The following is a 13,323-nucleotide window of genomic DNA, read 5'->3' on the forward strand; positions in this document are numbered from 1 at the left end:
AAAGTTGGTAGAGAACAGATCACTGGGGTCGAGGGCGTTCGACATTTTCAATCTAGTATTCCTTTTGTTAATGACACTGCTTTGCTTGGTTCCCATATGGTATTGCTTAATGATCGCTCTGAGTGACAAGGCGGCGGTCCAGGCAGGCAATGTGTTTTTTTATCCTATCGGATTCAACTTGTATTCATTTCAAGTGATTCTGTCCGAAGCTAAGTTTTTTAGAGCGATATTTGTATCGTTCGAACGCGTTATTTTGGGCTCCGCTTTCACGATGCTGGCATTAGTACTTGCTGCCTATCCTTTATCAAAGTCGGGCAAGCTTTTTCCGGGACGCAATCTTCTAATGTGGCTATTCGTATTCTGCATGCTCTTTAACGGTGGGTTGATTCCTTGGTTCATTACTCTGAAAACATATAATCTGATCGATAACATCTGGGGATTAGTGTTATGTGGGGGAGTCCCGATATTCAACTTGATCCTGATTATGAACTTCGTTAAGAATTTGCCGGAGGAGCTGGAAGAAGCAGCCAAGATAGACGGGTCTGGTCCTTGGAGATACCTGTTCAGCATATTATTACCTCTCTTAAAACCCGTACTGGCTACCGTTGTTTTGTTTACCATAGTGGGATACTGGAATGACTTCTTCCAAGGCATGGTTCTCTCCACCCGGGAGGAAAGTTATCCGTTACAAACCTATATCCAGCAACTCGTAGTTTCCACAAATCTGCAGCAAATGGCTTCCATGTCTCTTGAGCAAATGAATCGTTTGTCCAAATTGAATAACGACTCGTTGAATGCCGCCAAAATTTTCGTAGCGATGATTCCGGTACTGATTATCTACCCGTTCTTGCAGAGATATTTCGTGAAAGGCATCACGCTTGGTTCCGTAAAAGGTTAACTTCTAATCTAAGGATGTTGTCCGAGGAGGAATCCTTGAACATAAAAAAACAAAAGGGGAGTTATATGCAGATGAAAAACAAAAAGGTTTATGCTGCAACTTTGTCGTTCGCTTTGCTACTCATGGGGTCACTCACGGCGTGTACTGGAAATGCTGACAATGGCAAGTCTTCTTCGGAAAACAGTGCTAATCCTGCTTCCAACAATAGCGCTGCAGAAGTACCGGCAGATCCGCTTGGAAAACAACCTCAGTTAACCACGCTTACAAGAGGAGTCCCGCTCGATCCGAACCAGAAGTACCCTGACGGTCAAGATGTAGATGACAATGCGTATACGAGAATGCTGAAGACAAACTTTAACATTGAAATTAAAAATGCTTTTACCGCATCCAACTCAGGCACGGATTATCACCAAAAGGTTGATCTTGGGATCGCAACCGGAGAAATTCCAGATTACTTGACCGAGCTGACTTATACAGAATACAAAGCGATCGTTAAAGCAGGCTTGGCAATGGACATTTCCGAAGTCTGGGAAAAATATGCGAGCACGAAAACAAAAGAAGTGTACAAATCTAACCAAGAACTCTTTGATAGCTTAGTAAAAGAAGACGGTAAAATGTATGCCATTCCTTCCTCGAATCCAATGCCGGATTTCCTGTCCGTGATGTGGGTCCGCCAAGATTGGTTGGATAAATTGAAATTGAAAGCGCCTACGAATTTGCAAGAGCTGGAAGCCGTTGCAAAAGCTTTCGTTGAGCAAGATCCAGACGGAAACGGAAAAGCAGATTCGGTTGGGCTTGCAGGCCCTTCGATTGACGGTAAATTATATCAAGACATGACGAATTCCAACTTCGCTTATCACTTTGATCAAATTTTCGCTGCGTTCAATTCCTTCCCAGGCATCTGGGTCAAAGACAGTGAAGGAAAGGCCGTCTATGGATCCATCGTGCCTGAAACTAAAACAGCGCTGCAGAAATTAGCCGATATGTACAAGGCAGGGTTGATTTCACAAGGTATGCTCACTTCGAAGACGGAAGAATTGGTGTCGAACAATAAGGCAGGGTTGTTCTTTGGTCCTTGGTGGTTCCCGTTCGGGGATCTTGGAAACAGCTGGAAGAATGACAAAACCGCGAACTGGCAGCCTTATTCACTGGCTTCCGGCAGTGATGGAATCTACTTGGCGAAGGGAGGCAACGCAGCCCGTACCTTCACGGTCATTAGTAAGGATAACAAAAACCCTGAAGCCGTCATCAAAATGCTTAATATTTATAAAGATGGTCTCTACAAACATGTTGATCCGGCAGAGCAAAAGGTACTAGGAGATGCTTCATTCCCGATGTACCAAACCTTCTCCATGGCTGATGGTCCTGCCATGGTCTTGAAAGAGACAAGCAATTATCTCGAAGGCAAAAAGACAGCGGATGAGATTCATACGTATTTCCAGGACTTCGATGCTTACACAGATGATGCATTCAGTAAGATCATCGCTTCCAAAACGGAACCTTTTGATAATATGAGCATCTCGGGCTGGGATTTCTCCGGAGCAAAAGCGGACGATTTCGGTACGGTTTGGGCATTTGGCGTAGGCTTGAAGCCGTACGTGGAAGGTAAATTCCAGTTCGTAAACACCTTAACCTATGAGCAAACCAAAACAATGGAAAAACGTTGGTCGAATCTCAGCAAGCTGGAGTATGAAACCTTTTCCAAAATTATCGTTGGCCAAGCTCCAATCAGCGCATTTGATGAGTTCGTAAGCAAGTGGAAATCTCAAGGCGGCGATCAAGTCACGAAAGAGATCCAGCAATCGTTAGATAAGTAACACGTTAAGAGAATATTGAACAACAATGAGTTCTGTCAAAAACAGAACTCATTGTTTCGATAAGACCCAGTACACTATAGAGATAAAACTAAGTTGTGAGGAGAGAAGAGATGTCATCTGAAGTTATACAAGCAGAGAAATACAGACCCAAGTTCCATTTTAGTCCGCCAGCGAATTGGATGAACGATCCGAATGGCTTGGTTTATTTTAAGGGGGAATACCACCTCTTCTATCAGCATCACCCTCATGGAACCAGCTGGGGGCCGATGCACTGGGGACATGCAGTGAGTAAAGACCTGGTCACTTGGGAGCATCTCCCTATTGCACTTGCTTCCGACGGGCTGGGAATGATTTTTTCGGGCAGTGCAGTGGTGGACTGGAACGATTCAACCGGTTTTTTCGACGGGGAACCCGGTCTTGTCGCTATTTTCACGCATCACGCCCATTCACCTGGAGGGATTTCAATAGAGAAACAAAGTATTGCCTTCAGTAGAGATGAGGGAAGAACTTGGATTAAGTATGAAGGGAATCCCGTCCTTACTTCGGATAAGCATACTGATTTCCGGGATCCTAAGGTGTTCTGGCATAAAGAAACTGAGCAGTGGGTGATGATTGTTGCCAGTGGTCAAACCGTTTGTTTATACCGTTCTCCAAACCTGAAAGAATGGAGCTTCAGCAGCGAGTTTGGGCAAGGGATGGGTTCGCATGACGGCGTTTGGGAGTGCCCGGATTTATTTGCATTACCCGTTGACGGAGAGGAGACGGCATTGAAATGGGTCATGTTCGTGAGTATTGGAAATGAGCCACATGTTCCGGAAGGGTCTAGAACCCAGTATTTCACCGGACGCTTTGACGGGTTAGCTTTCATACCGGATCAATCCTCTCAAATGACTCGTTGGATCGATTATGGTAAGGACAATTACGCTGGCGTGAGCTGGTCTGACGTCTCTGCTAAAGATGGACGCCGGATTTATATCGGCTGGATGAACAATTGGAAATATGCAGGCGAAACTCCAACTGAAGGATGGAGGGGGGCCATGACATTTCCAAGGGTACTGACTTTGGAAACGAGGAACGGCGACATTGCATTGATTCAGCATCCCGTCAATGAATTGGAATCCATCCGAGTGCCTCAGATTGAATCGGAAGGGAATTCCTCTGCTATGCTCGATTCAATTTGCGAAGGTATGGAATTAGAAACCTATGAGCTTGTTGCCGAATTCAAATGGACTGAGACCGTGGATTCTATAGGCTTCAAGATCAGAGCCTCGGACCAGGAGGCAACAGTCGTCGGTTACTCCGTTAAAGATGAAAGCTTATTTATCGATCGTACCCGTTCCGGAAATATTGATTTTCATGATGATTTTTCGGGTAGACATCAAGCAAAATTACAGTCCAGCCAGCAGTGCGTGAAATTCCAACTTATAGTGGACCGGACATCCGTCGAAGTCTTTGCCAACGATGGAATCCTCGCGATGACGGATCTGATTTATCCTTCCTCCGACTCATTGGGTTTATCGTTCTTTTGTGATGGCGGGGAGTTACTGTCCTATAAAATTGCAATCCATAAATTAGGCTGAAAATTAGAACAAGGCGAACTCACAGGAGTTCGCCTTGTTCTGTTTCTAAGAGGAAAGCCATCGTTACATGACAGTTAGCATCGCAGGTCGATTTCAAAGGTTTTAATCTCATAAGGTTCAAGGACAAAGCAGATGCCAGCATCGTTATGCATTTCGCCATCTGGTTGTTCCATCAAGTTCGTTTCTCTCCATCCATGAATCTGCAGGCTGCTCGTTAGCTCCAGCATGTTAGAGCTTCCGGAGTAATCGTGAATACGCACGATGAGGCAGTCCGAATCCTCTGCTTTTTTGACAGCAGAGATCATAGCCGTATCGCCGGACAAGGCGAACATGGAGCGGCTTGGCTGCTCTGCATGTCCCTTCGTATAGCGAATCGGGGCATTCAGGAACCAGGCTTGCTTGACGGTCTGACCGGTCAGCCAATCCCCTTGATGCGGTAGAAGGGCATAGGTGAAGCGATGCAGCCCCTGATCGGCATGCGGATCAGGATGTGTAGCGCTTTTGATCAACGTGAGCCGCAGGACATTGTTTTTAATATCATAACCGTATTTGGAGTCGTTCAACAGGCTGACACCATAACCCTTGTCGGACAAATCTGCCCATTGATGCCCGACAGACTCGAAGCGCGCCCAATCCCAGCTCGTATTCCAATGTGTCGGCCGTTTCACGTTGCCGAACTGAATGTCATAGGTTGCCTCAGTTGAGCGGATACCGACGGGGAAAGCCACCTTCAGCAATTGCTGCTTCTCGTGCCAATCCACTTCGGTCACATAGTCGATGCGCCGTTTCCCGGCATAGACGATCAGGTTCTGCGTAATTGTAGAATTACGGTACTGCCAATTGAAGCGGATGACGGCCCGAAGCGGACCTGTCTCAATCACTTCGATTGCTGTGCAATCTCGAATCTCAGTCATTTTTTCCTGATAGAAGATATCAATATCCCAAGCTTCATGTGCCAGAGGTTTATCTTCAAACACCTGCAATAGATTGCCGTTAGCACCCTTGGCCAGTACTTCCCGTCGTGCTGCTTTATCGTAAATGCGGGTCAACTGCCCGGCTTCGTTCCATGCTAATTGATAAAAAGGGGTTTCGATTCCAAGTTCTGTATGGCTGAATGGAGACAACTCCGAATTGATAGATTCAGCTTCGCCATGGAAATGTATGGTTGTATACCCGAGCGAAGGAATATCTTGCACCTCAATATACCAAATGCCTGTAACCAGCTGTGCATTCAAGCGTAGCCCTGCATCGCCTAACCAATATCCCTGCTCCATCCCCGCAGAAGCGGGAATAGCGACTAGCTCCGTAATACTCCATGGTGAGGAATTCCACACCGAGAAACTGCCTGCCGTTTTCCCTGCTGCGATCGCAGTCCGGGCTTGTGTGTCGACTTGACTGCCGATCTGCCACGCTTCCTCGTATTCAACTGTACTGTCTTCGTACACCTCACGGATGGAGGAGCCTGGAATGATGTCATGGAACTGGTTGCGCAGAATGATTTTCCATCCTGAGGTCAGCGGTTTGGCTTGATACAGATTCCAGTCTTCCTGCACAATGCTTTGCAGGGCATTCAGCCACTCGGCTTCACGATAGGCCAGTTCGAGTTTGCGGTTCATCTGTTTGTTGTAAGCTTGGCTGGTATACGTCCCGCGGTGATACTCCAGATACAATTCGCCGTCCCAGGTATGGATGTATGAATCGGTATCCGCCACCGTCTGCTGCAGCTTTTCGAAATAGGCATCTGCACGTCCGGTAGTCACCTTGGGTAGTCCGGGCAATTGATCCAGCCGCCGCCGCATCTCGAGCATTTCGCGGTTTACGCCGCCACCGCCGTCACCATAGCCATAGGACAGCAGCAGTTCCTGATTCATCTCCTTGTCGCGGTAGGCATCCCATATTCCTTTGACCGTCTTGGGGATGATCTTCCCGTTATAGGTGTAGAACCATGAACCCGGCTCAGACCACGGTTCAGGAGTGGTGATGAAATGGGTCAATACCTCGGAGCCGTCTATGCCGCGCCAATGGAACGTATCGAATGGCATTCGGTTATACTGGTTCCAGCTAATTTTCGTAGTCATGAACGTATGAATGCCCGATTTTTTCAAAATTTGCGGCAGGGACCAGCTGTACCCGAACACATCCGGCAACCATAAGTACCTGCACTCCGATCCGAACTCCTCCTTCAAGAAGCGTGTACCGATCAGCAATTGCCGAACCAGCGATTCGCCCGAGGTCAGATTGCAGTCCGCTTCAAGCCACATGCCACCGCCGGCTTCCCAGCGGCCTTCCGCAATGCGCTCCTTGATGGATTCATACAGCTCCGGGTAGTCTTCTTTCACATATTCATATAGCTGGGGCTGTGTCTGCAGGAAAACATACTCCGGGAACATCTCCATCAGCCGCATCACCGTAGAGAAGGACCGCGCACATTTCTCGCGTGTATGCTTAAGCCGCCACAACCAGGCAACGTCAATATGGGTATGGCCAATACAGGTGATGGTCACATCGGATAGTTTGTCCATGGCTTCCAGGCAGGCGCTAAGATTGTCTCTGGCTTCGTAGACAGAGATGAAAAACGCCTCTGATTCGGAGTCTGCCCAGTCGATCATACGTAAGGATTGCTGAAGCGCCTGCAGCAGCTTCGTCCGCTCCGGTGCATTTGCATCCAGGATTTTTACGGTTTCGAGAATGGCCGTCCCGGTGAACACAAGATCGTCCATTTTCTCATCCAGCCAGCACAGCTCCGCCTGTTTGAAGGTATGCGTCTGATTACGCGGTTGTCCGCCTCCTTCAAGGCCGGACCATAAGCGGAAGAGCAGCTCAGCTGAATTGCCTGCCGCCGAAGCAGGAAGGAATACTTCCTTATGATTGGAATCGACGCCTTGAAAAGGCTTGCCTTCCCAGTAGAAAAGGGATTCAAAGCCGGAGTTATTGCCGCCCCCGGTATCGCCGAAATCAAACAAGCCGACGATTCGCTTATTTTCCCAGGATAAAGGGATTTCAGCATCTGTACGCAGCCACAAATAGAGATCCCGGCCAGTCCAGGTCTCGTTAATATGCATTGGTTGCCAATTGGCTTCGGCACGTGGAACCGTAGGATTAATATCTTCCCGGCGGTCTTCACAAGCAAGAAATACGCTCAAGGTCTTCCTGTCTCGGTAACGGAGTGCGGATAATTCATGAATACGTGCCTGTAATTTGTTTTCGGTAAGAAACATCGTGTGGACCCCCAGTTCATATTATCGGAGGGTGAATGATTTATAGGGAAAGATCCAAATTGGGATAAAAAGTGAATAGCATAGGGGAATGCGCTCATTATAGCGCTTTCTTTTCTTTTTGACAATTGAAAGTTGAGGGGAAGGCACTGCATGTTCTATTTATTGCGTAAAATTAACGAACGGTGATACACTGAGTTGAAAATTGGCTCCGAAGGAGGCGGTCAGGCGCGAATGTCCAAGATCCGGACCTTTTATCAAAATCATCTGAAGAAAAAAATGTTTAACAAGATCCTCTTGTTCTACTCCATGGTCATGGTTCTCTTGTTTATTAGTGTCTCTATTCTCGCTTACCGCTATTATGAGCAGCGGCTCGTACGGGAGCAGATGGATGCGAGTCTTCAGGAACTAGACATCATCAGCATCAGTCTGAATCAGCAGAACGAACGGATGTATGGCGCGGTGCAGCAGATTTATACGGATGCGATGATTGGAGATGATTTGAAGTATTTCTTGACTCATGAATATGAGAACTTCCTCAAGTGGCGTCTGAATCAATATGCAAACAGCTACCGGACGGAGCGCAACAGCTTTGATTATCATTTACGCCTGCTGCTGAAGGAGGAAGCATCCATCTCGAACATCGTGCTGTACAGCTCGGACCAGGACTTTTATTACCTTCTAAACCGGGAAACGCAGCATTTTTACGATCAACCTACGTTATCCGCCGCACATCAGGACTGGTATGAAGGGTTCCGCAATCAGCCTTGGCAGTATATGGGCAACGAGCCGCTGTTCGAGGGGAAAGCCGCCGGGGAATCCACACCTTACAGCTACGTGAATGTCCTTAAGGACCCTGTGACGCTGAAGGAATACGGTGCCATCCTGTTCGAACTCAATACAAGCCGGATTAAAGGGCTGCTGCGGGAAAAATTAAACAATACGAGCAGTCGGATAATGCTGATCACGTCGCAGGGGCAAGTGATTTTTGACTCGCAGGGGCGTTACGATAATACCGTCTATCCGTATTGGAAGCAGATGACTAAGCCGGGGGATTGGGTGAATCTGGAGGAACGCTCCAAAGTACAATTACTGAATATCGGGAACACAGGGATGGTCGCTGCTGCCATCATTCCGGAGTCTCAAATCGTACAGAGCCTTCAAACCTTACGTTTTAGTCTCACAGGGATCGTGATCTTATGCATCATTATCAGCATCTCAGTGACGTTCACCGTTATCCGCCGCTACTCTAAAAAAATCCACAGAATTATCGTCTACATGCGGCGCTGGCAGGATGGCGATTTGAGCAAGCGGATCAAAATGGAGGGAGAGGACGAACTGCAGCAGATCTCGCAAAGCTTTAACTATATGTGTGACCGGCTGGAGTCCTATATCCAAACCGTCTACATCTCGGAGATCAAGCAGAAGAACGCACAGCTCGTGGCTCTGCAGGCGCAGATCAATCCGCATTTCCTGTACAATACGCTCGAGAGTATACGTATGAAGGCCATCAGTTCAGGGGCCAGGGATGTTGGTCAAATGATTTATATTCTCGCAACAATGTTCAGGCATTTGATCAAAAAACAAACACATGTAACTTTGGCCGAAGAAATCGAACTGTGCGGGATGTATTTGGCCTTGATCCAATACCGGTACGAGAACAAGCTGCAGGTGGAAACGAACATCGAGATGTCGGTCGCCGGAAGTATCGTGGTTAAACTGCTGATTCAGCCGATTATCGAAAATTACATCGTTCACGGCTTTCGGGCAAATGACGACGATAACCGGATTTCAATAATGGCTGCAAAACAGGAGAGACACATCATTATTCGTGTGAAGGATAACGGGAAAGGCATAACGCAAGAGAAATTAATAGAGCTACGCAAGGCGCTGCAAAGTGAGGGGGGAGCACCTTCGCGATCAAGTGATTCCCTGGGTCTAAAAAATGTACATGAACGCATTCGTTTGAATTATGGCAGCGAGTTTGGAATAAGTGTGATCAGCGAGCAGGATAAAGGCTGTGAGGTTATCATCGAAATTCCATTCACAAGGGAGGACTAACCGAATGAGGAACGTATTGCTGGTGGATGACGAGCCACTCATTGTCGAAGGAATGCAGTCCATCATCGATTGGAATGCGAATCATATGCAAATTGCAGATACAGCACGCAATGGGGTGGAAGCGCTAGCAAAACTGGACGGCTTATCCGTAGATCTGGTTATCACGGACATCATGATGCCTCAGATGACAGGACTTGAGCTGATCCGTGAGGTCAAAGTACGTAGTCCCCTCACTAAGTTCATCATTCTGAGCGGTTACGAGGAATTCAATTACGTGCGGGAAGGCATTACGCTGGGTGTCGAGAACTATTTGCTCAAGCCGGTCAATATCGACGAATTGGAAGCGACGATTAAGCATATGCAGCATGATTGGGAGCGCGAGGAAATCAGACAAATCCAAATGGATCAGAGCTGGAGGATTCTGAGGAATAATATATTGCAGCGGTGGGCTAATGAAACCATTGATGCCAAAGAGTTCCGGGAGCGCGCGCAGCTGCTGGAAATCCCCCTGACCAAGTCAAATTACAGCGCTGCTGCGCTGCGAATCGTAACTGATCATGATCACGAGATGGATGATCCGCAGTTTTACAGACCCGTAATTGCCGAGCAGTGTGAAATCATAGGGAGAAACCAATTACCACACGGCTGTGAGATCATCTGCTTCCCTGATCAGGAAGGGGATATCATCGTGCTGTTCGCTTCAACCGGCATGGAAGAAGAAGAATGGCAATTTCATGCGCTTCGCGGGATGAAGCAGTGGATCACGTCTGATACAGGCGCCTGTGTATGGAGCGTGAAAGGGCAGTCCGAGCAATCCTATCTGGGGTTTCCGCAAAGCTGCAAACAAGTGAAGCTGTGGCTTGAGAATCATTTGTTGGGCGAGTCAGAGACTTTCATAGTGACATCGGACTACGAAAGAGAAGCCGATCCTGCATATGAGCAAAGGGAGCCCGCTATGGATCAATTCCATAAGTTGCTCCGGGACGGGAAAAGTCTTGAGGTTGACCGGTTCATCGACGACTTCTTTGATGTTCAGGCAGAGGATGGGCACTCGGCAAGAACGCCGTTCTTCAACTCCGCAATTCAGCTTATGCTGGCGGCCAAGACATTGGAAAAGACTCCGGATTACGGAGGCGTATTCGCTCCCTTATCCAGAATCCATACTCGCAGAGGGCTGAAGCGGCTGGTGAAAAGGGTGATCCATCAAACACTTGATACATACCATGCGACTGAAAGAGACTATAGCCCGCATGTGATGGCTGTACTGGATTTCGTAAAAAACACTTACAAAGAGGAGCTTTCGCTGAAGACGCTCAGCCAGAAACTGGACCTTCATCCCAACTATCTGGGGCAGTTGTTTCAACAGGAGGCGGGCACAAGCTTCTCCGATTATGTGAACCAGTACCGGATCGAACGTGCCACCCATCTGCTGCTGTACACAGACAAAAAGACGGCGGAGGTGGCAACGGAGGTAGGCTATTGGGATACATCGTACTTTTACAGGCAGTTCAAAAAATATGCCGGCGTTTCCCCGACAGAACTGCGTTCGATGTATATGAAAAAGTAGGCACGACCTGTCGGTTCGAAAAAAGCACACCTTGCGGAGGTGTGTTTTTTAGTGAAATGAAGGCGCTATCTTTAATTAATCCATCATTTTATTGTATTTTTCAACTATCTCGGCGGCTGCCCGGCTTTCATAATAAAGACAGGGGTGAACGGGAAAATCCAAAACACCAAGTGAGCTGAAGTTTACCATTGTTGATTATAGGGGATGAAGAGTGGATGAACTCAGCTACAAGTGAATCAAAGGAGGGACAGCCGTGCTAGGCATCTTGAAGAAACTGATGAAGAATAGGGCGTTTCTTCTGCTGGTATTGCCGGGAGCAGCGTGGTTTATTATTTTTGCTTATTTGCCGATGTTTGGGACGATTATTGCCTTTAAGGATTTCCGGATTCATCCGGGAGGTTTTCTTGAAAGCGTTTTAAAAAGCGAGTGGGTCGGCTTCAAAAACTTCGAGTTTCTGTTCTCGACCGACGATGCTTATATCATAACGCGCAATACGATTCTTTATAACGTCGGTTTGATCATGCTTGGACTGGTTCTCGCGGTTACGCTTGCCATCATTATGAATGAGCTGTTGAATAAACGGCTGGCGAAATTTTACCAAACCGCAATGTTTATGCCGTATTTCCTCTCATGGGTTATTATTAGCTATTTTGTATTCTCGTTCCTCAATGTCGAAAAGGGCGTGTTCAATCAGCTTCTTGTCTTCTTTGGCGAAGATCCGGTCAGTTGGTACAGCGAGACGAAATTTTGGCCGTATTTTCTTATCTTTCTGGGTCTCTGGAAAAATGCCGGATACGGGAGCGTCGTCTATCTTGCAGCAATTGCCGGCATCGACCGCTCTTATTATGAGGCAGCAATGATCGACGGCGCTACCAAATGGAATCAGATCAAGTTTATTACACTGCCGATGCTGAGGCCGCTTATGATCATTTTGACAGTTCTGGCACTCGGCGGCATCTTCCGCTCGGATTTCGGCTTATTCTACCAGGTTCCGCGGGATTCCGGCGCATTGTATCCGGTCACCAACGTTATCGACACATTCGTGTATCGGGGGCTGACGATCATGGGCGATACAGGTATGAGTACGGCTACAGGCCTTTATCAATCCGTTGTCGGTTTGATTCTCGTTCTGCTCGCGAATTACGCTGTACGCAAAATTGAAAAAGATTATGCCGTATTCTAAAAAAATCGGCAAGGGGGGGCCTGCAATGAATGACTTAAGCGAATCTATGGAGAGAACGTTGCTCTATGCTCCCAGGAAGAAGACCAGGGACATCAATGCGATTAGTCCATTATGGAATTTTATATTTAATGTGGGGGTGTGCTTATTCGCCCTATCCTGTATCTTCCCGTTTATTTTTATCATTATCATTTCCTTTACGGACGAGAAAACGTTGGCCATCGACGGATTTAGTATCCTGCCCAAGGTGCTCAGCCTGGACGCCTACCGGTTTCTGATGCGGTCCGGTGAGCAAATGGTCCAATCCTTGGGGGTGACTCTGGCCGTAACGGTCATTGGAACAGTTCTGACGCTGTATCTCGTTTCTACATATGCGTACGCAATTTCACGCAAGAACTTTGACCAGCGCCGGTTCTTCAGCTTTCTCGCTTTCTTCACCATGCTGTTCTCCGGGGGACTGGTCCCGGGATATATCGTAGTTACGCAAGTACTTCATTTGCGGGATTCCATCTGGGCGCTGATATTCCCATCCATTCTGAACGCATTCTATATTATCGTCATGCGCACCTTCTTTACGACGACTGTACCGGATGCGATCATCGAATCGGCCAAGATCGACGGAGCAACCGAATTTGGCATCTACACACGTATTGTGCTGCCAATCTCGCTGCCGGGTATTGCGACTATCGGGCTTTTCAGTACACTTGGATTCTGGAATGACTGGTTCAATGCGCTTCTGTATATTGATAATCCAAATTTAATTCCACTGCAAACACTTTTAATCCGGATTCAGAACAATATGGACTTCATCGTACAGAACAGCAGCCAGGTAGTATCTTACGACATTGCTGCGACCTTGCCGACAGAAACGGTCCGTATGGCGATGGTTGTGCTGGCTACGCTGCCAATCGCGCTGGCGTATCCGTTTTTCCAAAAGTATTTTATCCAAGGACTTACGATTGGTTCGGTTAAAGAATAAGTTGGATAAGTTGTAGCTGCCCGATC

Annotated in this window: 8 protein-coding genes; 7 read left to right on the plus strand and 1 reads right to left on the minus strand. The window is 47.5% G+C overall.

Annotated features, from left to right (window positions below):
• Positions 1 to 4: 4 nt before the first annotated feature.
• The 3 genes from H70357_RS17490 (at position 5) to H70357_RS17500 (ending at position 4,295) form a co-directional block, all read left to right on the plus strand.
• A complete protein-coding gene (locus tag H70357_RS17490) occupies positions 5 to 898 on the plus strand; it encodes a carbohydrate ABC transporter permease (protein ID WP_038592069.1) in 894 nt (297 codons plus the stop codon).
• 35 nt (positions 899 to 933) lie between these two features.
• Positions 934 to 2,715, plus strand: a complete 1,782-nt coding sequence (locus tag H70357_RS17495; protein WP_038592072.1) for a type 2 periplasmic-binding domain-containing protein — start codon at positions 934 to 936, stop codon at positions 2,713 to 2,715.
• A gap of 110 nt (positions 2,716 to 2,825) precedes the next feature.
• Positions 2,826 to 4,295: a glycoside hydrolase family 32 protein gene (locus tag H70357_RS17500; protein WP_038592075.1), complete on the plus strand. Its 1,470-nt coding sequence runs from the start codon at positions 2,826 to 2,828 to the stop codon at positions 4,293 to 4,295.
• Between the two features lie 74 nt (positions 4,296 to 4,369).
• Here the strand turns inward: H70357_RS17500 and H70357_RS17505 are convergent, their stop codons facing one another.
• On the minus strand, positions 4,370 to 7,513 hold the full coding sequence (locus H70357_RS17505) for an alpha-mannosidase (protein ID WP_038592078.1): 3,144 nt from the start codon (positions 7,511 to 7,513) through the stop codon (positions 4,370 to 4,372).
• Positions 7,514 to 7,744: 231 nt separating this feature from the next.
• On the opposite strand from H70357_RS17505, the gene H70357_RS17510 reads away from it, so the two are divergent.
• The 4 genes from H70357_RS17510 to H70357_RS17525 all read left to right on the plus strand — a co-directional run bounded on the left by H70357_RS17510 (position 7,745) and on the right by H70357_RS17525 (position 13,297).
• Positions 7,745 to 9,571, plus strand: a complete 1,827-nt coding sequence (locus H70357_RS17510; RefSeq protein WP_038592081.1) for a sensor histidine kinase — start codon at positions 7,745 to 7,747, stop codon at positions 9,569 to 9,571.
• Between the two features lie 4 nt (positions 9,572 to 9,575).
• Complete coding sequence (locus H70357_RS17515; RefSeq protein ID WP_038592083.1) at positions 9,576 to 11,138, plus strand: response regulator transcription factor; 1,563 nt, start codon at positions 9,576 to 9,578, stop codon at positions 11,136 to 11,138.
• Positions 11,139 to 11,391: 253 nt separating this feature from the next.
• Positions 11,392 to 12,321, plus strand: coding sequence for an ABC transporter permease (locus tag H70357_RS17520; RefSeq protein WP_038592086.1), 930 nt, complete (start codon positions 11,392 to 11,394; stop codon positions 12,319 to 12,321).
• A gap of 25 nt (positions 12,322 to 12,346) precedes the next feature.
• On the plus strand, positions 12,347 to 13,297 hold the full coding sequence (locus H70357_RS17525; protein ID WP_038592089.1) for a carbohydrate ABC transporter permease: 951 nt from the start codon (positions 12,347 to 12,349) through the stop codon (positions 13,295 to 13,297).
• The last annotated feature ends 26 nt before the right edge of the window (positions 13,298 to 13,323 follow it).

The organism is Paenibacillus sp. FSL H7-0357 (genome assembly GCF_000758525.1).
Taxonomy (GTDB): Bacteria; Bacillota; Bacilli; order Paenibacillales; family Paenibacillaceae; genus Paenibacillus_AQ.

Coding starts and splice junctions, on each gene's coding strand:
- H70357_RS17510 (WP_038592081.1), top strand. CDS start 7,745: ATGTCCAAGATCCGGACCTTTTATCAAAATCATCTGAAGAAAAAAATG.
- H70357_RS17525 (WP_038592089.1), top strand. CDS start 12,347: ATGAATGACTTAAGCGAATCTATGGAGAGAACGTTGCTCTATGCTCCC.
- H70357_RS17515 (WP_038592083.1), top strand. CDS start 9,576: ATGAGGAACGTATTGCTGGTGGATGACGAGCCACTCATTGTCGAAGGA.
- H70357_RS17505 (WP_038592078.1), bottom strand. CDS start 7,513: ATGTTTCTTACCGAAAACAAATTACAGGCACGTATTCATGAATTATCC.
- H70357_RS17500 (WP_038592075.1), top strand. CDS start 2,826: ATGTCATCTGAAGTTATACAAGCAGAGAAATACAGACCCAAGTTCCAT.